The organism is Mesorhizobium sp. WSM4822 (assembly GCF_055811155.1).
Map to the genome: position 1 here is coordinate 393,164 of NZ_JBVVQM010000002.1, position 23,112 is coordinate 416,275.

20 protein-coding genes are annotated in these 23,112 nt (G+C 63.1%); 8 read left to right on the forward strand and 12 right to left on the reverse strand.

Going from position 1 to position 23,112, the window contains the following annotated elements; genetic code table 11:
- Positions 1 to 9: 9 nt before the first annotated feature.
- The 6 genes from AC0L3E_RS06725 to AC0L3E_RS06750 form a co-directional block, all read right to left on the reverse strand.
- Complete coding sequence (locus AC0L3E_RS06725; protein ID WP_352581063.1) at positions 10 to 1,116, reverse strand: ABC transporter substrate-binding protein; 1,107 nt, start codon at positions 1,114 to 1,116, stop codon at positions 10 to 12.
- A gap of 242 nt (positions 1,117 to 1,358) precedes the next feature.
- Positions 1,359 to 2,531: an iron-containing alcohol dehydrogenase gene (locus AC0L3E_RS06730; protein ID WP_473604490.1), complete on the reverse strand. Its 1,173-nt coding sequence runs from the start codon at positions 2,529 to 2,531 to the stop codon at positions 1,359 to 1,361.
- A 17-nt stretch (positions 2,532 to 2,548) separates the two neighbouring features.
- Positions 2,549 to 3,937: an aldehyde dehydrogenase family protein gene (locus AC0L3E_RS06735; RefSeq protein WP_473604491.1), complete on the reverse strand. Its 1,389-nt coding sequence runs from the start codon at positions 3,935 to 3,937 to the stop codon at positions 2,549 to 2,551.
- Between the two features lie 125 nt (positions 3,938 to 4,062).
- The gene (locus tag AC0L3E_RS06740; protein WP_473604493.1) at positions 4,063 to 5,433 is read right to left on the reverse strand and encodes a glutamine synthetase family protein; all 1,371 of its coding nucleotides are present in this window, start codon (positions 5,431 to 5,433) and stop codon (positions 4,063 to 4,065) included.
- 87 nt (positions 5,434 to 5,520) lie between these two features.
- Complete coding sequence (locus tag AC0L3E_RS06745; protein ID WP_128307196.1) at positions 5,521 to 7,083, reverse strand: amino acid permease; 1,563 nt, start codon at positions 7,081 to 7,083, stop codon at positions 5,521 to 5,523.
- 19 nt (positions 7,084 to 7,102) lie between these two features.
- Positions 7,103 to 7,921 (reverse strand): N-formylglutamate amidohydrolase, encoded by an 819-nt coding sequence (locus AC0L3E_RS06750; protein WP_128307197.1) that lies wholly within the window; start codon positions 7,919 to 7,921, stop codon positions 7,103 to 7,105.
- A gap of 144 nt (positions 7,922 to 8,065) precedes the next feature.
- On the opposite strand from AC0L3E_RS06750, the gene AC0L3E_RS06755 reads away from it, so the two are divergent.
- The 3 genes from AC0L3E_RS06755 (at position 8,066) to AC0L3E_RS06765 (ending at position 13,378) form a co-directional block, all read left to right on the forward strand.
- Positions 8,066 to 8,893, forward strand: a complete 828-nt coding sequence (locus AC0L3E_RS06755; protein WP_127271407.1) for a MurR/RpiR family transcriptional regulator — start codon at positions 8,066 to 8,068, stop codon at positions 8,891 to 8,893.
- Between the two features lie 193 nt (positions 8,894 to 9,086).
- Positions 9,087 to 10,250 carry an efflux RND transporter periplasmic adaptor subunit gene (locus AC0L3E_RS06760; RefSeq protein ID WP_128307198.1) on the forward strand — a complete coding sequence of 388 codons (1,164 nt, stop codon included), beginning with the start codon at positions 9,087 to 9,089 and terminating at the stop codon, positions 10,248 to 10,250.
- Complete coding sequence (locus tag AC0L3E_RS06765) at positions 10,247 to 13,378, forward strand: efflux RND transporter permease subunit (RefSeq protein ID WP_473604494.1); 3,132 nt, start codon at positions 10,247 to 10,249, stop codon at positions 13,376 to 13,378. The genes AC0L3E_RS06760 and AC0L3E_RS06765 overlap by 4 nt, the downstream gene beginning before the upstream one ends.
- A gap of 61 nt (positions 13,379 to 13,439) precedes the next feature.
- Here the strand turns inward: AC0L3E_RS06765 and AC0L3E_RS06770 are convergent, their stop codons facing one another.
- The 6 genes from AC0L3E_RS06770 to AC0L3E_RS06795 form a co-directional block, all read right to left on the reverse strand.
- The gene (locus AC0L3E_RS06770; RefSeq protein WP_127269060.1) at positions 13,440 to 13,850 is read right to left on the reverse strand and encodes a GtrA family protein; all 411 of its coding nucleotides are present in this window, start codon (positions 13,848 to 13,850) and stop codon (positions 13,440 to 13,442) included.
- Complete coding sequence (locus AC0L3E_RS06775; RefSeq protein WP_127269059.1) at positions 13,847 to 14,656, reverse strand: ChbG/HpnK family deacetylase; 810 nt, start codon at positions 14,654 to 14,656, stop codon at positions 13,847 to 13,849. Before AC0L3E_RS06775 ends, AC0L3E_RS06770 begins: the two co-directional genes overlap by 4 nt.
- Entirely contained in the window at positions 14,653 to 15,642 is a 990-nt protein-coding gene (locus tag AC0L3E_RS06780) for a glycosyltransferase family 2 protein (protein ID WP_127329411.1), read from the reverse strand. Before AC0L3E_RS06780 ends, AC0L3E_RS06775 begins: the two co-directional genes overlap by 4 nt.
- On the reverse strand, positions 15,635 to 16,798 hold the full coding sequence (locus tag AC0L3E_RS06785; RefSeq protein ID WP_473604495.1) for a glycosyltransferase 87 family protein: 1,164 nt from the start codon (positions 16,796 to 16,798) through the stop codon (positions 15,635 to 15,637). The genes AC0L3E_RS06780 and AC0L3E_RS06785 overlap by 8 nt, the downstream gene beginning before the upstream one ends.
- A gap of 215 nt (positions 16,799 to 17,013) precedes the next feature.
- A complete protein-coding gene (locus AC0L3E_RS06790) occupies positions 17,014 to 18,051 on the reverse strand; it encodes a zinc-binding dehydrogenase (protein WP_473604496.1) in 1,038 nt (345 codons plus the stop codon).
- A 52-nt stretch (positions 18,052 to 18,103) separates the two neighbouring features.
- Positions 18,104 to 19,345: an acyl-CoA dehydrogenase family protein gene (locus AC0L3E_RS06795; protein ID WP_128289366.1), complete on the reverse strand. Its 1,242-nt coding sequence runs from the start codon at positions 19,343 to 19,345 to the stop codon at positions 18,104 to 18,106.
- 115 nt (positions 19,346 to 19,460) lie between these two features.
- On the opposite strand from AC0L3E_RS06795, the gene AC0L3E_RS06800 reads away from it, so the two are divergent.
- From AC0L3E_RS06800 to AC0L3E_RS06820, 5 genes are all read left to right on the forward strand, one after another.
- Positions 19,461 to 20,276, forward strand: a complete 816-nt coding sequence (locus tag AC0L3E_RS06800) for an SDR family oxidoreductase (protein WP_127398842.1) — start codon at positions 19,461 to 19,463, stop codon at positions 20,274 to 20,276.
- A 39-nt stretch (positions 20,277 to 20,315) separates the two neighbouring features.
- A complete protein-coding gene (locus AC0L3E_RS06805; RefSeq protein ID WP_023810115.1) occupies positions 20,316 to 20,801 on the forward strand; it encodes a MaoC family dehydratase in 486 nt (161 codons plus the stop codon).
- Positions 20,798 to 21,829 carry a phosphotransferase family protein gene (locus AC0L3E_RS06810; RefSeq protein WP_473604497.1) on the forward strand — a complete coding sequence of 344 codons (1,032 nt, stop codon included), beginning with the start codon at positions 20,798 to 20,800 and terminating at the stop codon, positions 21,827 to 21,829. Before AC0L3E_RS06805 ends, AC0L3E_RS06810 begins: the two co-directional genes overlap by 4 nt.
- Positions 21,830 to 21,993: 164 nt before the next feature.
- Positions 21,994 to 22,632, forward strand: a complete 639-nt coding sequence (locus tag AC0L3E_RS06815) for a TetR/AcrR family transcriptional regulator (RefSeq protein ID WP_127268963.1) — start codon at positions 21,994 to 21,996, stop codon at positions 22,630 to 22,632.
- 192 nt (positions 22,633 to 22,824) lie between these two features.
- Positions 22,825 to 23,073: a DUF680 domain-containing protein gene (locus AC0L3E_RS06820; protein WP_127268964.1), complete on the forward strand. Its 249-nt coding sequence runs from the start codon at positions 22,825 to 22,827 to the stop codon at positions 23,071 to 23,073.
- The last annotated feature ends 39 nt before the right edge of the window (positions 23,074 to 23,112 follow it).

The window sequence follows — 23,112 nt, forward strand, 5'->3', positions numbered from 1 at the left end:
TTTCAAACCTTACTTGACGTTGGCGCCGACAGTGGCGTCCCAGTTCTTGCTGATCGCTTCCTTGGCCTTGCCCTGCTCGTCGAGCGTCGGAAACACTGCTGCGGCATAGGATTCCGCCGGAGGCAGCTTTGCCAGCACGTCCGCCGGGATCTTGCCATTCTTGGCGAGATCGTTGAAGCGGATCGGGTGGCAATAACCCTTCAGCCAGCCGATCTGGCCTTCGTCGGAGTAGAGGTACTCCATCCACAGCTTGGCTGCGTTCGGATGCGGCGCGTAGGCGCTGATCGCCTGCACGTAGACGCCGGCGACGACACCGGTCTTCGGCACGACGACGTCGACGGGCGGATTGCCCTTCAGCGTGTCGCGGCCGGCGAGCGCATTGTAGTCCCAGTTGATCAGGATCGGGGTCTGGCCCTGGGCGAGGGTTGCCGGCTTGCCAACGACCGGAACGAAATTGCCGGCGGCGTTGAGCTTCTTGAAGAAGTCGAGGCCAGCGGTGCCGGCGGCTTCACCGGCTGCAGCGCCACCGGAAAGGCCTGCAGCGTAGACCGCCTGGATGGCTTGGTTCGAGGCGCGCGGATCGCCGGCAAGAGCAACCGCGTTGGCGAATTCCGGCTTCAAGAGGTCAGCCCAGTCGCTCGGTGATTCCTTGACCAGATCCTTGTTCACCATGAACGACAGCACGCCGTAATAGTCGCCGTACCAGAAGCCCTCGGCATCCTTGGCGCTGTCGGGGATCGAGTCCCAGGTCGACACCTTGTAGGGCTGGATCAGGCCATCAGCTTTGGCGGTCGGGCCGAAGGACAGGCCGACGTCGATGACGTCGGGCGCCTGCGGGCCCTTGTTGTCCTTGTTGGCCTTGATCGCCTCGATCTCGTCGCCGGAACCAGCATCGGGATTGAGTTCGTTGACGGTGATTTCCGGATACTTCGCCTTGAAGCCTGCAATGACGTCGCCGTAGCCGCACCAGTCATGCGGCAGCGCGATGGTGGTGAGCTGGCCTTCCGCCTTGGCGGCCTTGACGAGATCGTCCAGCGAATCCGCGGACGAAATCACCGTCGACGCGAAAAGCGCCGCGGCCGAAAGGGAAAGCACTTTCCCCGTGAATTTGAACATGTGTTCTCTCCGTTGAACTGACGCCGTTGGACGCCTGCGATGCGGTATCGTTTTCATGTGACAGCCAGATGAAAGCTTTGTGAAAGCGGCTGCTCGCAGTGCGAAAAAGTAAACTCTTTTTAACCTGATGTAGCAATCGCTCCGCGATTCTTTTTCCGGCTAACTAGTTTTTGCCTTGCCCGTCATCCTCCCCCTTGTTTTCATAGCCCCTTTTCAGATCACTTTGCGGCGCGGAAAACGCCTCAGACCGTGCCGGCGATGGCGTTTTCGAGCAAGGTCAGCGCCGCCTTCTTGGTCAGCTTGACCGGGTTGCCGCCGGCGGTCGGATCGACCACCGCCATGTCGGCGATCAGCGCCTTGCGTTTCTTGTCCATGTCGAGCCCCTTGATCAGGCCGGGCAGTGCATGCGGCACCTTCAGTTCCTTGCGAAGCTTGATGATGGCCTTGGCGAAGCCGTCGAAGCCGCCCTTGATGCCGCAATAGGCGGCGAGCCGGCTGATACGCTCCTCGATCGGATCACGGTTGAAGGCCAGCACATAGGGCATGAACACCGCATTGGTCATGCCGTGATGGGTGTCGTAGAGCGCGCCGACCGGGTGCGACAGCGAATGGATGGCGCCGAGCCCCTTCTGGAACGCGGTGGCGCCCATGGCAGCGGCGCTCATCATATGGGCGCGGGCGACGAGATCCCCGCCGTTGGCATAGGCCTTCGGCAGGTTCTCGAAGACTAGGCGCACACCTTCGACGGCAATGCCGTCGGCCATCGGATGATAGCCCGGCGCGCAATAGGCTTCGAGACAGTGCGCGAGCGCATCCATGCCGGTGCCGGCGGTGATGAAGCCGGGCATGCCGACCGACAGTTCCGGATCGGCGATGACGATTGCCGGTAGAAGTTTCGGATGGAAGATGACCTTCTTGGTGTGCGTCGCCTCATTGGTGATGACGCCGGCGCGGCCGACCTCCGATCCGGTGCCGGCTGTGGTCGGCACGGCGATGATCGGCGCTATCGCATCGGAATTGGCGCGCGTCCACCAGTCGTCGACATCCTCGAAATCCCACACCGGCCTGACCTGCCCGGCCTGGAAGGCGATCAGCTTGCCGAGATCGAGCGCCGAACCGCCGCCGAAGGCGATGACGCCGTCATGCTTGCCCTTCTTGAACACGGCGATGCCGGCGGTCAGGTTGGATTCGACCGGGTTCGGCCTGACCTCGGAGAAGACGCCGTAGGGAACTTTGGCTTCGTCGAGTATCTTCAGCGTCGAGGCGACGACCGGCAGTTTCGCCAGGCCCGGATCGGTGACGAACAACGGCCGCTTGATGCCGGTGGCCGCCAGCACCTCCGGCAATTCCTTGATGCGGCCGGCGCCGAAGCGGACGGTGGTGGGATAGTTCCATTTGGAGATCAGCTTGGACATTTTTGTCTTTCAATAAATCAGATGGCTTCGCGCAGATGGAATGATTTCGGCCTGGTGAGATTGTCATAGCCGATGGCCGACAAGCCCGCGCCCTTGCCGGTGTCCTTGACGCCGGTCCACACCAAGGCCGGATCGAGGTAGTCGCAGCGGTTCATGAACACCGTGCCGGTCTCGACGCGGTTGCCGATCGCAACGGCATGCTCGGTATCGCGCGTCCAGATCGAAGCGGTCAGTCCGTAGGGGCTGTCGTTCATCAGCGCGATCGCCTCTTCGTCGTTGCGCACCTTCATGATGCCGACGATCGGGCCAAAGCTTTCCTCGCGCATGACGCTCATCTGGTGATCCACATTGGTCAGCACTTCCGGCGCCAGATAGGGCGAGCCGGCCCTGTCGTTAGCCACCTTCATGTTGATGTGCGCCTTGGCACCCTTGCGCAGTGCCTCGGCCTTCTGTTCGCGGATCAGGTCGGCGAAGCGCGCCTGGGCCATCGGCCCCATCGTCGTCGCCTGTTCCAGCGGATTGCCGACGACATAGTTCTTGGTCTCGGCGATGAAGCCTTCGACGAATTCATCATAGACCTTCTCGTGCACATAGACACGTTCGATGCCGCAGCAGCACTGGCCGGAATTGTAGAAAGCGCCGTCGACTAGGTTGGCTACGGCATGATCCATCTTGGCGTCAGGCAGCACATAGGCCGGATCCTTGCCGCCAAGCTCGAGGCCGAGCGTCATGAAGGTGCCGGCCGCCGCCTTTTCGATGGCGCGGCCGCCGCCGACCGAGCCGGTGAAATTGACATGGTCGATCTTGCCCGAGCCGAGCAGTTTTTCGGTCTGGGCGTGATTGAGCACGACATTCTGGAACACACCCTTGGGCAGGCCGACCTTGTCGAAAGCCTGCTGGAAGCGTTCGCCGACCAGCAGTGTCTGCGCCGCATGTTTGAGGATCACGGTGTTGCCTGCCATCAGCGCCGGCACAATGGTATTGACGGCGGTGAGATAGGGGTAATTCCACGGCGCGATCACCATGACGACGCCGAGCGGGTCCTTCTTCACATAACGGCGGAAGCCGTCCTTCGGGTTGGAGGCAGGCACCGACTTGAGCGCCTGCTCGGCGATCTCGACCATATAGGTGGTGCGTTCCCTGACGCCGCCGAACTCGCCGCCGTAGCGTACGGGCCGCCCCATCTGCCAGGCAATCTCCGGCACGATCTCGTCTGACATCGCGACCAGCGCTTCCAGCATGGCGAGCATGTACTTGCCGCGCTCGACGATTGGCGTCTCAGCCCATACCTCTTGCGCCGCCTTGGCGCGTTCCACCGCTGCATTGATTGCCTGGTCCGTTGCCACGGGCCGCTCGGCATAGATCGAGCCGTCGATGGGGGATATGAGTTTGACCGTCTCGGTCATTTTGTAAGTCCTCGTATTCTACAACAAAATCGTATGGCCCGGCGCTGCCCCTCATCTGCCTGCCGGCACCCTCTCCCCCACGGGGAGAGGGTAAGAGTGAAGGGGCGCCGACGAACCGTCGATACCTAGTACCGCTCGAACCCTCTGTGCAGTTCCCAATCCGTGATGCGGCGGTCGTATTCGAATTGCTCCCACTTAGCGGTGTGGACATAGTGTTCGAGCACATCCTCGCCGAGCGCCTGCTTGAGCATCTTCGACTTCGCCAGCGTCTCGGTGGCATCGCGCAGCGTCTTCGGGATCTCCGGCAGGCGCGATGCCTGATAGGCATCGCCGACGAACGGCTTCTGCAATTCCAGCTTCTCGTCGATGCCCGCAAGGCCGGCGGCGATCAGCGCTGCGAACGCAAGATACGGGTTCAGATCGGCGCCGCCGATGCGGCATTCCATGCGGATGCCCTTGGTGCCCTCGCCGCACAGGCGGAAGCCGGCGGTACGGTTGTCCTCGCTCCACATGATCTTGGTCGGCGCGAAGGTGCCGGCCTGGAAGCGCTTGTAGGAGTTGATGTAGGGCGCCAGGAACCAGGTGAATTCCTTGGCGTATTTGAGCTGGCCGGCGGCCCATTGCTGGCCAAGCGTTGACAGCGTCCAGTCGGCGGTTTTGTCGAAGAACAGCGGAGTCTTGCCGTCGGCGCTCCACAGCGAATTGTGGATGTGGCTGGAATTGCCGGCGAGCCCGTAATTGTATTTGGACATGAACGAAATCGCCTTGCCCTCGGACTCCGCGATTTCCTTGGCGCCGTTCTTGAGGATGACGTGACGGTCGGCCATGTCGAGCGCCTCGGCGTAGCGCACATTGATCTCTTCCTGACCCGGACCCCACTCGCCCTTGGAATTCTCGATCGGAATGCCGGCCGCTTCCATCTCGTTGCGAAGCCGGCGCATGACGCCTTCTTCCTTGGTGGTGATACCGATCTGGTAGTCGCCGATATAGGGCGATGCGGTATCGAGACCTTGCCAGTGCTTCTTGCGGGCGGAATCGTATGTCTCGTTGAACAGATAGAATTCAAGCTCGGAAGCAAAATAGCCTATATAGCCGCGCTCCGTCAGCCGCTTGACCTGCTTCTTCAAGATGGCGCGCGGCGAATGTGGCAGGTCATCATGGGTGTGGTGGTCGAGCACGTCGCAGATCACGAGTGCGGTCTTTTCCAGCCAGGGAATGCGCCGCAGCGTGGCGAGATCCGGCTTCATGACGAAGTCGCCATAGCCCTTCGACCAGCTCGCCGCCTTGTAGCCGGGCACCGGCTCCATATCGATGTCTGCGGCCAGCAGATAATTACAGCCATGCGTTTCGTCATGCGCGGAATCGACGAAGTACTGCGCCAGGAAGCGTTTTCCCGCCAGCCGTCCCTGCATGTCGACGATGCAGGCGAGCACCGTGTCGATCTCGCCGCTGGAGACCGCTTTCTTCAACTGATCGAACGAGAAATTTCCGGCCATTCCTTTGGCACTCCAGCGCTTGTCGATTGAAAGGGATAAACGTAGCCATGGCCGGCGCGAGGCCGGCCATGGCCATATTGGGCGATGTCAGGCGCCAGCTTCGCCGATAGCCACCTCGGCTGCCCTGATCGCGGCCTGGCGTTTGGCGATCTGGTCACCGATCGGCGGACCCTGGAAGCGGCGGTTCTCGAAACCGAACCAAAGCACGGCGGTCAGCAAGATGAAGCCTATGGTGATGTAAAGCACCTTGTCGTTCGGCGGCTGGATGGCGATGTAGAAGATGATCACCATGCCGACAATCGACAGCGCACAGAAAAGCTTGAACAGTCCGGCGCCCAGGTTCCACGGGCCAGGATTAGGCCACTTGGCCGTGCCGAATGCGACCATGCCGAGTGCGATCGGGATGGTGAACGACAGGAACAGGAACACCAGCGTCGAATTGACGACGATGGTGTAGATGTTGGTGCCGCCGATCGAAATAAACTGGGCAAGGAACACATACAGGATTTCGAGGATCGCGGCCGTCCAGATCGCATTGACCGGCGTGCGCCAGGTCGGGTTGACCTTGGCGAGAGCCGCGGAGCCAACGGGCATGCCGCCGTCGCGGGAGAAGGCAAACAGCATGCGCGAAGCCGAGGTCACGGTGGCCAGGCCGCAGAGGAACTGCGAAATCAGGATGGCGAGATAGAGCAGCTCCTTGAGCCACACGGGCAGGATCGCGTCCATCGTCGAGAAGAAGACGCTCCAGCCCTGCTTGGCGCCGGCAGCCAGGTCCGGGATCGCGAGAACGATTGCGCACAGCATCACCCAGCCGATCAGAGACGACCACAGCACCGACGAAACGATCGCCCGCGGAACGGAGTGTGCTGCCTTGACGGTCTCCTCGGAGGTGTGGGCCGAGGCGTCATAGCCGGTGATGGTATAGACGGGCAGAAGCAGGCAGAGCAGGAACAGGTAGCTCATGGAGTCGGTTTGCGGAAAAACACCGCCGCCCGCATCGCCTGAATAGTTTGTGAACGTCCACAGCCGGCTGATGTCGATTGCCGGTGCGAACACCAGGCAGGCCACGATCAGCACTGCTGTTGCGCCCAGGATAAGAAAGCCCGAAGCATCGGTGAGCATTGCCGTCAGTTTGATGCCGAAATGGTTGAACAGCGCCTGCAGCACGGTGATGAAGGCGACAAACCCGACGATTTCGCCCGGCGTGCCGGTGATGCCGAACCAGCTTCCGAATGTTCCAACGAAGAAGAAAGCGGTGCCGATGTTGATGGCGCCGAGCACAGTGATCAGACCGAACAGGTTTAGCCAGGCCGTCAGCCAGCCGGTGAAGCGGTTGCCGAGGATCGACGACCAGTGATAGAGGCCGCCGGCGGTCGGAAATGCCGAGGCGATCTGCGCCATGGCAAGGGCGAAGAAGCCCGACACGCAGCAACCGACGATCCAGCCGATGCCCGCACCTGCGCCGCCGATCGACGATGTGGCTTGCGCGAAGGAGTTGATGCCGCCCGAAAGGATGCAGATGATCGAGAACGATATCGCGAAATTCGAGAAGCGGCTCATGCTTCGCGACAGTTCCTGGGCATAGCCCATGCCGTGGAGAACCTTCAGGTCCTCCTTCTTGTCAACGTCCGTATAATCCGGTCCTGCCATTTTTCATTCCCCTGTGGTTCTAATTGGCCGATTGAACTGACTTTCCGACTGAAGGCGATCTGGAATATCCGGCCTCCTCTGGCTCCAGATCCGAAAAAATGCCCGTGAGCAGATCCGCCCATTTCCGCTGCCCGGTCTCGCCGGCGATTTCGTCGTTGCGGATTTCGATCATCGCGCAAGGCAGGCCGCGTGATCGCGCATGCCGTTCCAGCGTGAAATAGACGCGGTCGGCAGGCGAATACGGCTCGTTGACGCCGACGGTGACGCCGGCAAGCCGCTTCAGCGCCGATATCAGCGGCGCCGCCAGCCGGCGATCCTCGTCGTGGATGATGCCGATATGCCAGGGCCGGTTTTTGGATTTGTAGACCGGCGTGAAGGAGTGGACCGAAACCAGCCGCGTTTCCTGACCATGTGACAGCCTGTTGTCGATGATACCGGCAATCGTGTCGTGGAAAGGCTGCCATGACAGGGCAACACGTGCCGCCCGCTCGTTTTCCGACAGGCCGGCATTGCCCGGTATGACCGTTGTCTCACTGACCGGCGGCACCAGGTCGGGCGCGTCGAGCGGCCGGTTGCAGTCGATGACAAGGCGCGAAATGCGGGTCTCGACCAGAGTCGCGTCAAGCGCCTGCGCCATGCGGCGGGCAACAGGCAGCGCGCCGGGATCCCAGGCGATGTGGCGCGACAGGTCCTCGGCGGCAAGGCCGAGCGTGCCGAATTCGGCCGGCAGGTAGTTCGAGGCGTGATCGCAGGTCAGCACGAATGGGCTCGATCCGGCGGGGTTCGTCACCCTCACGGTATCAGACGATGCAAGGCTGGCGGGCCGTGCTTTCTCCATACTCTGCCGTCCCCGGGGAGCGCTGTATCGTATGTTACGTATTTTGCCTCATTGCGTCCCTGTGGATGATTTCATACAGTTTGTCCGGCTTTGTCAAATGCGATCTCGGAAAAGGCCTTCGGCCGAGCCAGAGGTGGGGAAAACATGATTTCCAGCATTGCCGAACTGATCGCCGATCGCCTCGGCACGATGCCGGCCGGCGAACGGCGCGCGGCCCAGACACTGATCGCCAACTATCCGATGATCGGCCTGAAAACGGTCGCTGAATTCTCGGCCGCGGCGGGCGTCTCCTCGCCGACGATCCTGCGTTTCGTCGCCCGGCTGGGCTTTCAGAACTATCCGGAATTCCAGTCGAGCCTGCAGGACGAACTGGCGGCGCAACTGCAATCGCCGGCGACAAGGACACTCAACCCGCCCTCGCCTGGCGGCGGCACGGTGTCGCCGATGCTGGAAGCGACGCTCGACAACATGCGCGAGACGTTCAGACACCTGTCCGACAAGCAGCTTGCCGACATCGCCGCCCGGCTAGCGGACCGGCGCGGCAAGACCTTCCTGATCGGCGGCCGCTTCACCGATCCGCTGGCGCGCTACATGGCCGCCCACCTCGCCGTCATCCAGCCGGATGTCTTTCACCTCGCCGGGCAGGAGAGCATGTGGCGCGACCGATTGATCGACATGGGCAAGCGCGACGTGCTGGTGATCTTCGACATCAGGCGCTACCAGGACAGCCTCGTCCGCTTCGCCGAGAAGGCGCATCAGCGTGGCGTTCAGATCGTGCTGTTCACCGACCAGTGGCTGTCGCCGATCGCCCGCTTTGCTCGCCATGTTATCGCCGGACGAACCGCGGTGCCGTCGGCATGGGACTCTTCGGCTGCCCTTTTCGTTGTCGCCGAAACGCTGATTGGCGCCGTCACCAGGCAACTGGAAGCAGAAGGCGCCAAACGCATTCGCGAGATGGAAAGTCTGCGTTAGTGCCTGTGCGATGATCCAAAGCGTTACGCATATTTTCTCAAACGTTACATATATTTAATGTGCGCAGCCCTCGGAGAATTGTCATAAAGACGCGATATCGAGGCGGCTTCTTTGCCTTACAATAGCCTCGCTGCGTCTGCTTCATTTCGGGAAACCGGTAGACGGAAGGATTGTTTTACCAACCGGAGTGCCGATGGCCGCCTGGAAACAGATACTTTTTGGACTCTTGGTGCTGGTGGTGGCGGCAGCCGCCTGGCTGCGCTTTTATCCCGGTGCCCCGGACGTGCTGGCACGCTGGGGCATCGACTGGGCCTCCGCGGCAACGCCCCCGGCTGAGACCGGCGCCGCCAACGCGAAGCAGGCAAACGGCCGTAGTGGCGGCAACCAGCGGGTGAACGTGGTCGCTCTTGCGGCCACTTCGGCTGTTATCAACGACCGCCTGCAGGCAATCGGCACCGGCCGTGCCAACGCCTCGGTGACCGTCAATCCCTACAGCTCCGGCCGCCTCGCCGAACTGCTGGTCGAATCCGGCAGCCATGTCGATAAGGGACAGATCCTCGCCACCCTGGATTCCGAGACCGAAGTGATCTCTCAGGACCGCGCCAAGCTCGCCTTGCAGGATGCGCAGGCCAAACTCGACCGCGTCAGGTCGCTCCGTGCCTCCAATGCCGCGACACCAGTCGCAGTGGCCGATGCCGAAGTGGTCTTGGCCGGCGCCAAGCTGGCGCTTCAGGATGCGGAACTGGCGCTGCAGCGCCGGTCGATACTGGCACCGATCGCTGGCACTGTCGGCATCCTGCCGATCTCGGCCGGCAATTATGTCACCAACCAGTCGGCCATTGCCACGCTCGACGACCGGTCCTCGATCCTGGTCGATTTCCTGGTGCCCGAGCGCTTCGCTGCCGCCGTCAAGGTCGGCGCACAGTTGACGGCGACGCCGATCGCCAATCCCAGCAATGCTTATAGCGGCACCGTTTCGGCCATCGACAACCACATCGATGAAAAGAGCCGCACCCTGCTGGTCAAGGCCAAGATCGCCAACCCTGCCGATTCGCTGCGCGCCGGCATGTCGTTCGGCATCACCATGAAATTTCCGGGGCAAATCTATCCGGCCGTCAGCCCGCTGGCGATCCTGTGGGGGTCGGACGGCGCCTATGTCTGGCAGATCGAGGATGGCAAGGCCAGGCGGGTCCCGGTGCGCATCATACAGCGCAACACCGAGACCGTGCTGATCGACGCCGAGATCGACAATGGTGACATGGTGGTCACAGAGGGCACCCAGAGCGTAAGCGAGGGCGGCGCGGTCCGCCTTGCCGGCGAAGAGCAGCGCGCCGCGGACGCCGCCGCAGGCACATGACCAGCCCCGCCAACACTGCCAGCGAGACCGGCTTCACCGCCCTGTTCATCCGCAGGCCGGTGATGGCCTTCGTGCTGAACACACTGATTGCGGTCGCCGGCCTGGCCGCCTTCTACGGCGTCGAGATCCGCGAACTGCCTGATGTCGATCGCGCGGTCGTCACCGTTTCCACCACCTTCGAGGGCGCGGCCGCCGAGACCGTCGATCGCGAACTGACCGACACCATCGAGGGCGCCGTCGCCCGCGTCTCCGGCGTCAAGTCGATCTCGTCGTCTTCCTCATTCGGCTCAAGCCGCGTCACCATCGAGTTCAACGATGGCGTCGATCTGAATGTCGCCGCCTCGGACGTGCGTGATGCTGTCGGCCGCGTCGCCAACCAGATGCCGGACACCGCCGATCCGCCGCGCATCGTCAAGGCCGACGCCAATTCCGACCCGGTGATGCGGCTGGCGGTGACCTCGGACAACATGTCGATCCAGGACATGACCGTGGTGGTCCAGGACCAGATCGAGGACGAGTTGGCCGCCGTGCCCGGCGTTGCCGACGTCCAGGTCTATGGCGACCGCGACAAGATCTTCCGCATCGATGTCGATCAGAACAAGCTGGCCAGCCTCGGCTTCACGGTTGCCGATCTCAGGGCCGCCCTTGCCTCGGTCGCCTTCGATTCCCCCGCAGGTTCGATCACCACGACCAACCAGGACCTGATCGTCCGCACGACTGCCGACGTGACCACGCCGGGAGAGTTCGAAAACATCATCATCGGCGGCACGACGCGCATCCGCGATGTCGCCACCGTCACGCTCGGCCCCGACGTCGGCCAGACCACATTGCGTTCGGATGGCAAGACCGGCATCGGCGTCGGCATCATCCGCCAGGCGGAATCGAACACGTTGGACATCTCGACCGGCGTCCAGTCCGCCGTCGCCAAGCTGCAGGAAAACCTGCCCAAGGGCATGTCGATCAAGATCACCAGCGACGACGCGGTCTTCGTCAAGGGCGCGGTGCACGAGGTCGAGATCGCGCTCGGCCTGTCCGTCACCATGGTGCTGATCGTCATCTATGTGTTTCTCCTCGACTGGCGCGCGACGCTGATCCCCGGCCTGGCGATGCCGGTCGCCATGATCGGCACCATCGCCGCCATCTATCTGGCCGGCTTCTCGGTCAACATCCTGACCCTGCTCGCGCTGGTGCTGGCGACCGGCCTGGTCGTCGACGACGCCATCGTCGTGCTCGAAAACATCGTGCGACGACGCAACGAAGGCATGGGACCGCGTGCGGCCGCTGTGCTTGGCGCGCAGGAAGTGTTCTTTGCCGTTATTGCCACCACCTTGACGCTGGTCGCCGTCTTCGTGCCGATTTCGTTCCTGCCCGGCCAGACCGGCGGCTTGTTCCGCGAATTCGGCTTCGTGCTTGCCATGTCGGTGCTCTTGTCCTGCGTGGTCGCGTTGACGCTGTGCCCGATGCTCGCCTCGCGCATGCTGACCGGCGCATCGCTCCACCACGAAGGTGGCCATGGCATCGGCGCCCGCATCGGCGGCGCGCTCAATACGGCCTACAAGCGCAGCCTGCACGCCTGCCTCGACGCGCCATGGATCGTGCTTCTGGTCGCGGTGCTGTTCGCCGGCACCGCCTTCACGCTTTTCGGCACCATCCGCCAGGAGCTGACGCCGACCGAGGACCGCGCCGCCGTACTTCTGCGCATCAGCGCCCCGCAAGGCGTCAGCCTCGACTACACCACGCAGCAGATGCAGAAGATCGAGAGATTGATCCAGCCGATGCGCGATTCCGGCGAGATCCGCAGCACTTTCGAAAATGCCGGCCAGAACGGCTCCTACAACTCCGGCTTCATGGTGATGACACTGGCGCCGTGGAACGAGCGCAGCCGCAGCCAGCAGGAGATCATGGCCGAGATCAGCCAGCTGACCAGGCAGGTGCCGAGCGTGCGCATCTTCCCGGTGCAGCCCAACAGCCTGGGTATCCGTGGCGCCGGCAACGGCCTGCAGTTCGCGCTGGTCGGCAACGACCGCAAGGCGCTCGGCGATGCCGCCGTGAAGATCATCGCCGAGATGCAGAAGGACCCGCGCTTCCAGACACCGCGCCTGTCCATCGACCCGACGCAGCCGCAACTCGCCGTGGCCATCGACCGCGAGCGCGCCTCCGACCTCGGCATTGACATATCGGGACTGGCCAACACCTTGCAGGCCATGCTCGACGGCAACGACGTCGTCGACGTCTACATCGCCGACCGCAGCTACGGCGTGAAGCTGGTCTCGACCACCAATCCGATCAACGATCCGACGGATCTGGAGAACATCTTCCTGAAAACAGCCGACGGACGTTTCGTGCCGATGTCGACCATCGCCACGCTGACCGAACGCGCCGTGCCGCCGTCGCTGTCGCGCGAACAGCAGCAGCCCTCGGTCGCAATCACGTCCAACCTCAGCGGCGACTTAGCGCTCGGCGATGCGCTCACCCGCGCCGAGCAAATCGCCACGCCGCTGCTGCCGCCAGGCAGCCGCATCCTGCCGCTGGCCGAGGCGGCGACGCTGGGCGAGACCAACAGCGCCATGGTCACCATTTTCGGCTTCGCGCTGGTCATCATCCTTTTGGTGCTGGCCGCCCAGTTCGAAAGTTTTGTCAGCGCCGTCATCATCATGGCGACGGTGCCGCTCGGGCTGGCCTGTGCGATTTTCGCGCTTCTCCTCTCGGGCACCAGTCTCAACGCCTACAGCCAGATCGGCCTGGTGCTTTTGGTCGGCGTCATGGCCAAGAACGGCATCCTGATCGTCGAATTCGCCAACCAGTTGCGCGACCGCGGGCTTGGCGTGCGCGAGGCGATCGAACAGGCCTCGATCATCCGCGTGCGGCCGGTGATGATGACGATGATCTGCACCGTGCTCGGCGGCCTGCCGCTGGTGCTGGCGAGCGGCGCCGGTGCCGAGGCGCGCGTCGCGCTCGGCTGGGTCATCGTCGGCGGCCTGGGGCTGGCCACCGTCTCGACGCTGTTCCTGACGCCGGTCGCATATCTCCTGCTTGGCCGCTTCGTCACGCCGAAGACCCACGAGGAAGCCCGACTGAAGCGCGAGTTGGAGGAAGCCGCCTACACCAATGTGGAGCCGGCTGAATAGAAATCCCAGGAAAAGTGTGCAGCGGTTTTTCGTCCGAATTTCGTAAGAAAAATAATTCCGCCTATCTCAAGAACCGGCCTTCGATCGACCAGCGCGCGGCGAGAAAATTCAGCACCGCCGCCACCACGACGCCGCCGATTTTCGCCGGCCACACCCCGATGATGCCGGCGAACAGCGCGATCGAGAGGCTGGAGACACCGAGCGAAATCAGCGCTCCAAGCGTGGCGAAACGAAGGAACGCGTCATGCAGCCGGATGGCTCGATTGCGCTCAAACGACCACAAGCCGTTCGCCGCGAAGGAAAAGGTGACGGCGACGAACCAGGCAGCGATGTTGGCCGGCACCGGCGGAACCCCGAGCTTGAGCAGCAGGAAAAAGCTGGCAAGGTCGATGGCCGTGTTCGCCAGTCCGACAATGGCGAAGCGGACAATCTTGCTGCCGGCCGAACGCTGGGGCCGATCGGCGTCGCTCATCTCTTGCCGTCCAAGATCTCGACGCCGGCGCGGGCCAGGCTGGCTCCGAACGCGTCCGATGCGAGGGCCGCAAATTCCACCTCGCGCACACCTTGCATCATGTCGCGCGCGCGCAGCGTCTCGTCGACATGGCCGGGATGACACATGAACAGCCCTCGCTCTGGCAACCCTTCGACGGCGGCCTGCAGAACCGCAGCGAACTTTTCGGGTTGCCGCCAGTCATAGATGCCGGCGAGCGGCTGGAAAACGGTGAAGCCCGCGCGCTGCATCGAGCGGTTGAACCCGGCGGCGAGCGCGGCAATCGCAGCGACTTTCGCTCCCGCGGCCAGCGTCGGGGCGCCGCGCAGGGCCGGCCTGTCGGCGCCTTCTGGAAACCGTGCGCACAGCCATGTGCGCACGACGGGAAGGAAATGCACATGCTGATGCCCGTCGACGAAATCGGGGCGGCGGCCAAGCGCCTCGACGAAGCGGCTGTACTGGGCGTCAAGCTCGGCATGGACATGGCGGGCGCCGATGCGGCCGCGCAGAACAGGCAAGGCCAGTGCGCGGAGCGGTGGCAGCCGGCCTTCCGGCGCCAGGGCCGACCGGCCGGTGACGGCCAACTGGTCGGTCAAGGTGAGGTGCAGCCCAACCGCAGCCCGGCCGCACAGCGGTTTTATGCGCTCTGCCTCCTTTGCCCACTCGGGAAAGCCGGTCATGCAGCTGGTGCCGGTCAGGCGCCCCCGATCGAGAAGATCGAGAATCCCGGCGGAAACGCCAGGCGCCAGGCCGTAATCGTCGGCGATCAGGCGAATGCGCCGCGTCATCTGTTCGAAGAGCCCGGCTCCGGCCGGTCGGCGGGGGCATCGCTGCGCACGACATCGCGCACGAGATAGACCGGCCGATCCTTGCTCTCGCTGAGCGTCACCCAGACATATTCGCCGATCAGGCCAAGCAGGGTCAGGTTGAGGCCGCCGAGCAGAACGACGGCAACCAGCAGGCTGGGGTAGCCCGGAACGGCAATGCCGTAGAAGATCACCTCGAAGAACACCTTTGCACCATAGAGCGCGCCGGCCAACGCCGCGAGCAGCCCGCTAAGACTGATCAGGCGCAGCGGAATGACGGAGAACGAGGTGAACCCTTCGAGCGAGAAGGCGATCAGGTTGAGCCGGCTCCATTTCGATGTGCCACTGGCGCGGCCTTCCGGCGAATAGGGCAATGCTTTCTGGCGAAAGCCCGCCCAGGCAAACAGGCCCTTGTTGAAGCGACGCTTGTCACGCAGGCTGGTCAGTGCGCGCGCCACGGCGCCGCGCATGACGCGAAAGTCGCCGGCATTTTCAGGAATGTCGAAACGCTGGCTGCTGTTGATCAGGCTGTAGAAAAGCCGTGCAAGCTGGCTGCGCCGCCAACTCGCCTCGCGGCGGTCGTTCTGGGCATAGACGACGTCGATGTCGGGATGGTTCACCAGCTCGGCGATCAGCTTCAGGCTGATGTCCAGGGAATGCTGGAGGTCGGCGTCCATGATCAGCACCATGTCGCCGCGCGACTGGTCGAGGCCGGCGAGCACAGCGACTTCCTTGCCGAAATTGCGGCTGAGGCGGACGATCTCCCACGATCCCGTCAGCGCCTGCGAAAATCGTCCGGCGCCATCGTCACGGCTGCCGTCATCGACCAGGATCTTGTGCACGGTCATGCCGAAGCGCTGTGCCACGGCCGCTTCGAGCTCGCCGAGCAGGCGCGCGAAGGCCGATGCCGAAGCCGCCTCGTTGAAGAATGGCGCAACGATATCGAGGCTCTGTCGCAACTCAGCCATTCGCGACTCCCGCATTCACCACCTTTTCCCGTGCCTTGGCCCAGAACCACCAGATCAGCAAACCGGCGATGAAAGTGACGGCGACCGGCCGGAACCAGGGGAAGAGGAAATCGTGCACATGGCGCTCGACGCCGCTCAGGCCGGTCACGAACAGCGTCATCGACAGCACCGAGGCGAGGACGCCGCCTCGTTCTTCGCGCCACAACAGGGCGATGGCAAGACCGGCTGGTACCGCGATCATGGCAAAGGTGTTGGGCTCGACGCGCGGGTTGAAGACGCACATGTAGAAGGTGGCCGTCAGGAAGATCGCCAGCGCTGCCTTTCCCCCTTCGAGCCTGCGGTCGAACCAGATGACGGCTGAAAGCGTAAGGAGGGCCATGACCATGCGCACGATCGTTGCGCCGAATTCCGGTATCGGCAGCCCTACCGTGGTGAACGGTGCCGTGAAATCGGTGGACACGAAATGGCTGGTATTGTCGACGGCCATGGAGGTCAACATCTGGGCGAAGACACGATACTGATCGTTGAGATAGCCGGCGGGAGCAAAAGCGTAAGGCAGTGCGAGCACGAACAGCACCGCCAGCACCAGCACCGGTATCAACCGAAGCCGAAGGGCTCCTACCAACAACAGCATTATGATCGCGGTCGGCTTGGCGATGATGGCAAGCGAAGCCCAGAAGAACGTCTCCGCCCGTCGCCCTTCCAGCGCCGACAATGTGAGAAGCCAGCAAGCGCCGGTCAAAAGGATCGTAGCCTGGCCGTTGCGGATCGCGCCGAGCGCCATCGGCAAAGCGAGGAAGAGGCCGAAAGAAAGCAGCCACATCAACTCGCCACCACCGAGCTTGCGCACCTGCCGCATCGCGGCATAGGTCAGCACCGCAAACCCGAGGGAGTGCCACACCACGCCGCCCAGATGCGGACCGAGCTTGACTATCGGAGTGTAGAGCGCGGCGAAGGCCGGCGCGTAGAGATACCCCATCTCGGATTGGGTGTCGTAGAGCGGCAGACCGGCCAGAAGCGCCTCGCTGCCGTCTATATAGGCCTTCCATACCGTCCGCGTGTACGGCGACCGCAGGACCATGGCAAGAACGACCAGGAACGCTCCGATCCACAGGCCAAACCCCAAACGGTCGAAAACCGGCTTGGAAATCGTCATCAAGGCACCCCACACAATCCCGGAACAAGCTCAGTCCAGCCTGTCCCGGCATTCGATGGCGGCGGCATATCACGGACGCAGCGGCATGGCATAGGGGGCTTGATGGACGCGGGTATCGGCCTGACGGTCCCGAGGCGGCGGATAACCGGCAATCTCTGACGCAAAGCGCTCCGAGGCCCCCTCGCGTCCAAGCTTCTCGAACCTTTCGAATTGGCCTAAGGCCGGATGAACACCTTGCCGTTCGGCTTGGCCAGTTCCGCCGGCACCCGCGTCATGGCCTCGGCAAGCGGCACCACCGCTGTCACGTCGGTCGACCAGCGCCCGTCGGAAAAACGCTTCTGCGCTTCCAGGATCGCCGGGCCGCGGCGATCGCGGAACTGGCGCATCCACTCGCTCAGCCAAAAACCTTCGATACGCTTGTGCTGGAAGATCAGTTGGCCGGGCTCGCGGATAACAGTGGCTTCGGGATCGAGCCGCCCATAGATGATCCAGCGCGACCGCTTCGGCATGATGTCGAAGATGGCGGAAGCCAGCGGCCCGGTCACCGCGTCGAGAAAGATGCGCGGCTGCTCGGCCTTCACCACCTCGCGTAGCGCCGCCTTGAAATCCGGCGCCTTTTCGTTGAGGACGTGCGCCGCGCCGAGCGCTTTCAGCGCCGCGATCTGGTCGTCGCGGCGCACGGTGACGATCGGCCGGAAGCCCTCTCCGTTGGCCAGGCCAATGATCAGCTTGCAGAGCTGGCTGGCGCCGGCGGTCATCATAAAGGCCTTTCCGCCTTCCTCCTTGACGACGTCGAACATGGCGAGCGCGGTGAGCGGGTTGACGATCATCGCCGCGCCATCCTCGTCGCGAACGGTGTCGAGCAGCGGGATGCAAACATCGGCCTCGGCTACGGCATAGTCGGCCCAAGAGCCCCAATTGGTGACGCCCGTGGCAAAAGCGACACGCTTGCCGATCAGGCCTTTGGGATAGGGTTCGTCCCCGCTGGCGACGACAATGCCGACGCCCTCGAAGCCCGCCGGCTGTCCCTTGGCGCGCGGCTGGCCGTACTGGCCCTTGACGAAGGCGATGTCGGAGGGGTTGATCGAGGCGAGGTTGACCTTGATCAACACCTGCGTCGGTCCGGGTGTCGGCACCGCGATGTTGCCCGGCTCGAGATACGGCTCCATCGCCTCCAGCACACTGCCGCTCGGCGTCCTGGTGTAGCCGTCGCCGACCAGCAGCAGCGCCTTCATTTCGGAGGGGACGGCCATTGGAACACTCCGTGCTTGGGCTGTCGGCATCGCCGGATGACGATGCCGGCGCTCAGACCTTTTCTTGCGTGTATTTCTTCAGCTCGGTGCGCGCCACCTGACGGCGATGCACGGCGTCCGGACCGTCGGCGAGGCGCAAGGTCCGCAGATGCGTCCACGACCGCGCCAGCGGCGTGTCCTGGCTGATGCCTTGCGCGCCGAACATCTGCACCGCCTCGTCGGTGACCTTGAGCGCGACGCGGGGTGCCACCACCTTGATCTGGCTGATCCAGGGGGCCGCGGCGCGGGCGTCGCCCTGATCGATCATCCACGCCGCCTTGAGGCAGAGCAGCCGGGCCATTTCGATCTCCATGCGGCATTCGGCGATGATGTCGAAATTGGCGCCGAGCTTTGCCAGCTTCTGGCCGAAGGCTTCGCGGCGCAAGGAACGCTGGCACAGCATCTCGAGCGCCATCTCGGCCTGTCCGATGGCGCGCATGCAGTGATGGATCCGGCCGGGGCCGAGCCGCCCTTGCGCGATCTCGAACCCCCTGCCCTCGCCGAGGATCAGGTTCGATGCCGGTACCCGCACATTGTCGAAGCGGAGGTGCATATGGCCGTGCGGCGCGTCGTCATCGCCATAAACCTGCATGGCCCGGACCTTGGTCACGCCTTTTGTGTCCGATGGCACCAGGATCATCGAATGACGGCGGTGCTGCGGCTCGTCATCGCCGCCGGTCCTGACCATGACGATGTAGATGGCGCAGCGCGGATCGCCTGCGCCCGAAGCCCACCATTTCTCGCCGTTGAGCACATAGTCGTCGCCCTGACGTTCGCAGCGCATGGCAATGTTGGTGGCATCGGACGAAGCGACATCCGGCTCGGTCATCAGATAGGCCGAGCGGATCTTGCCGTCGAGCAGTGGCTCGAGCCATGCTTTCTTGAGGTCGGCCGAGCCGTACCGCTCCAGCACCTCCATGTTGCCGGTGTCGGGCGCCGAGCAGTTGAAGGTCTCCGCACCAAGATGCGCCTTTCCCATTTCCTCGGCCAGATAGGCGTATTCGACGGTGGAAAGGCCGTAGCCGCGTTCCGAACCGGTCAGCCAGAAATTCCACAGGCCGCGCTCTCGTGCGGTCTTTTTCAGCCCTTCGAGGATCTCGCTCTGGCGCGCACTGTAGACCCAGCGGTTGCCTGTCTTGCCCACTTCGCTGAGGAATTCATGGTCGAGCGGCATGATCTCGTCGCGCACCATGGCCGCGACGCGCGCGTGGATCGGCTTCAGCCGCTCGGTCATGCCGAGATTCATCTCCGTCATCGGTCGCTAACCCTTCATGCATGCCAGGCATTTTGTCAGTGGCAAGGATGACCGTACTTCGGATAGCCTTGTCAACGCGAACTGTTTGCCCGCATGCCGAGCGCGGAGGATTGTGATGAGCTATCTGGACGAGCTGTTTTCGGTGGCCGGCAAGACTGCGCTGGTGACGGGTGCCGCGACCGGCATCGGGCGCATGGCGGCGACCGCGCTGGTGCAGGCCGGCGCCAACGTGATGATCGCGTCGCGCAAGGGCGATGACTGCATCAAAGTCGCCGAAGAACTGAACGAGCTTGGCGCATCCGGCCGGGCCGAAGGCTTCGCCGGCGATGTCTCCAGCGAAACCGGCATTGCCGCACTCGTCGCCGAGGTCAAAGCGCGGACCGGGAAACTGCATATTCTGGTCAACAACGCCGGCGTCTCCTGGGGCGCGCCGCTGGAAAGCTTCCCCTATTCGGCATGGGCCAAGGTGTTTGGCGTCAACGTCACCGCGGTCTTCCATCTGACCCGCGAATTGCTGCCGCTGCTTGATGCCGCCGCCAGCGACGCCGATCCGGCCAGGGTGATCAATCTCGGTTCGGTGATGGGCACGCAGCCGCTGGCCGACGACGCCTATTCCTACACGGCGTCCAAGGCAGCCGTGCATCATCTGACCCGCACCCTTGCGCTCGAGTTCGCCGGCCGCCGCATCACCGTCAATGCCTTCGCTCCCGGCCCCTTCCAGAGCCGGATGACGGCATTCGCCACCAGTACGGATGAGCAGGCCAGGCACGTCGGCAGCCATGTTCCGATCGGCCGTATCGGCGCACCGGATGACATTGCCGGCGCAACGCTCTATTTGTGCAGCCGTGCAGGCAGCTATGTCACCGGCGCCATCCTGCCGATCGACGGCGGACAGTCGGTGCAGCATGGGCTGACCCTGTTCAAGGAATGACATTTTCCGGCCACAGAAGCCGGGGGTGAACTGGAGGGCATGAGCGTGGAACCGATCAGTCTCGATGTGCTTCTGGCCAGTGTCGGCAAGGAGGTTGGCGTGTCGCCATGGCGGGCGGTCACGCAACGCATGATCGACCAGTTCGCCGACGCCACCGACGACCACCAGTTCATCCACTGCGATCCGGAGCGGGCCATGCGCGAAACGCCGTTCGGCGGCACCATCGCGCACGGCTTCCTATCGCTGTCGCTGTTGTCGGCGATGACCTTCGAGACCATGCCGCCGCTGGAAAACGGCAAGATGGGCGTCAACCACGGCTTCGATTCGCTGCGCTTCCTGGCGCCGGTGAAAACGGGCGCGCGCATCCGCACGCGTTTCGTGCTGGCCGACGTCAAGGTCAGGCCGTCGGGCTGGGTGCAGACCGCGCATGACGTGACGATCGAAATCGAAGGTTCGAAGAAGCCGGCACTGACCGCGCGCTGGCTGACGCTGACCTTGATCGAACGCCAGCCCGAGACGGCATGAGTGATCCCGTACTCGACCAAGCAGCGCTTGCGCCTTACCTCGAGGCGAACATACCGGGCTTTTCCGAGCTTGCAGCAGTCGAGAAGTTCAAATCCGGCCAATCGAACCCGACTTACCTTTTGACGGCGGCAAGCGGCCGTTACGTGCTGCGCGCCAAGCCGCCGGGGCAATTGCTGAAATCGGCGCATCAGGTCGACCGCGAATTCAGGGTGATGAGCGCGCTTGCCGGCACCGCCGTGCCCGTGCCTGCCATGCTGCATCTGTCGGCGGAAGACTCGCCCATCGGCCGCATGTTTTACGTGATGGATTTCCTGGACGGCCGCATTTTCTGGGATCCGGCGCTGCCGGAGGCAGGCGACAACGAAGAACGCGCCGCCATATACGATGCCATGAACGAAACCCTCGCGGCGCTGCACGAGATCGATGTCGGGACAGTGGGGCTCGGCGATTTCGGGCGGCCGGGAAATTATTTCGAGCGCCAGCTGGCGCGCTGGACCAGCCAGTACCGCGCCTCGGAGACTGACGCAGTCGCCGAGATGGACGGGCTGATTGCCTGGTTGGAAACGCATATGCCCGCCGATGACGGCCGGATCTCGTTGGTGCATGGCGACTACCGGCTGGACAATCTGATCTTCGCGCCGGACCGGCCGAAGGTGCTGGCGGTGCTCGACTGGGAATTGTCGACATCAGGCCACCCCTTCGCCGATATCGCCTATCAATGCATGCAATGGCGGCTGCCGCACGCTTCCGGCTTTCGCGGCCTGGGCGGTGTCGACCGTTCCGCACTCGGCCTGCCCTCCGAGGAGGACTACGTCGCCGCCTACTGCCGGCGGCGCGGGCTCACCGGTATCGGCAACTGGACGTTCTACCTCGCCTTTTCCTTCTTCCGGCTGGCCGCGATTTGCCAGGGCGTCTACAAGCGGGCGCTGGACGGCAACGCCTCCAATCCGGAAAAGGCCCGGACCTATGGCGAGGCGGTAAAGCTGCTTTCGCGCCTTGCCGCGAAGCTGATCGACAAGGAGGCGTGATGGGCCGCTTTGACGGAGCAAAGGTGCTGATCACGGGTGCCGCCAACCTCGACAAGCGTCGGCACGATCCGAAGCATACCGCTTGGGAACTTCCCGTGCCCTTGTCCGTTTCCGTACAGCGTATATAATTTAGCCAGCCACCAACCAACCAAAGGCACCAGATCTTGCCGCAGAGCGTCCAGACACGCCGCGAGAAGCAAAAGGCCGAACTGCGCTCCGAACTTGTCGAGGCCGCGCACAAGCTCGTCCAGGAAGAAGGCTATGAAGGCCTGACCATCCGCAAATTGGCCAAGCGGGTCGGCTACGCCCCGATGTCTGTCTATTCCTACTTCGCCGACAAGCAGGACATCCTGTTCGCTCTGGCCGAGGATGCGTTCGAGACGCTGGCCCGCCGCATCGAGGAGCATCCATCCGATGATCCAATCGAGGCCTTGCAGGCGGTGATGACCGAATATGCCGCTTTCGGACTCGGCAATCCCAACGAATACCGCACCGTGTTCATGACCGAAAAGACCAAGCTGCCGGAAGGCTACAATGAAATGGAGGAGAGCAACCCTGCTATGAAGGTGCTGATCAGCAGGGTCGAGGCCTGCGTCGCCGCCGGCAAATTGCAGGGCGATCCGCGCGCCATCGCCACCATGCTGTGGGCGGTCGGCCACGGCACGATCTCGCTGCTCATCACCTTTCCGTTCTACCCCTTCGGCGATCCGCAGGCCTTCGTGAAGCGGATGTGCGATTTCACGCTCGCCACGCTCAGCACGCAAAACGTCCCGCCTCTGACCGAGACACCGGTCAACTGCTGAACGCCGTTTCCTTGGTTTGTGTATTCCCCTCCAGACCTAGGGGTTCTTGGTTAACAAAAAATTTATTGTACGCGTACGGTTTTCCTTGAACTTCGCGATCGACGGGCGTATATGTACAGCGCATCGTACATGTACGAGAGAAATTCACCCGTCGGTACGAATTGAATTCGACCCGGAAACCGGAGACTGACAATGAAAAAGACACTCCTCACCCTCGCCGCCGTGCTGGCACTTTCGGGCTCGGCCTTCGCCGCCAACACCACCCATCCCGTCAAGCATGCGCCGGTGGCGGCCTGCGTTGACACCAGGACCAACGTGAAGCTCGATTGCGCTTCGACCGGTTCGGTCGAGAAGAAGGGTGCCACGCAAAATACCGCTGAAGGCAAGGGCCCGCGGCTCGGCATCAGCATCAATCCGTGGATTGTACCAAGCGCATTTTGACATCAGCAAAGATCGCGTCTGGCCGGCACAAGCCGGCCA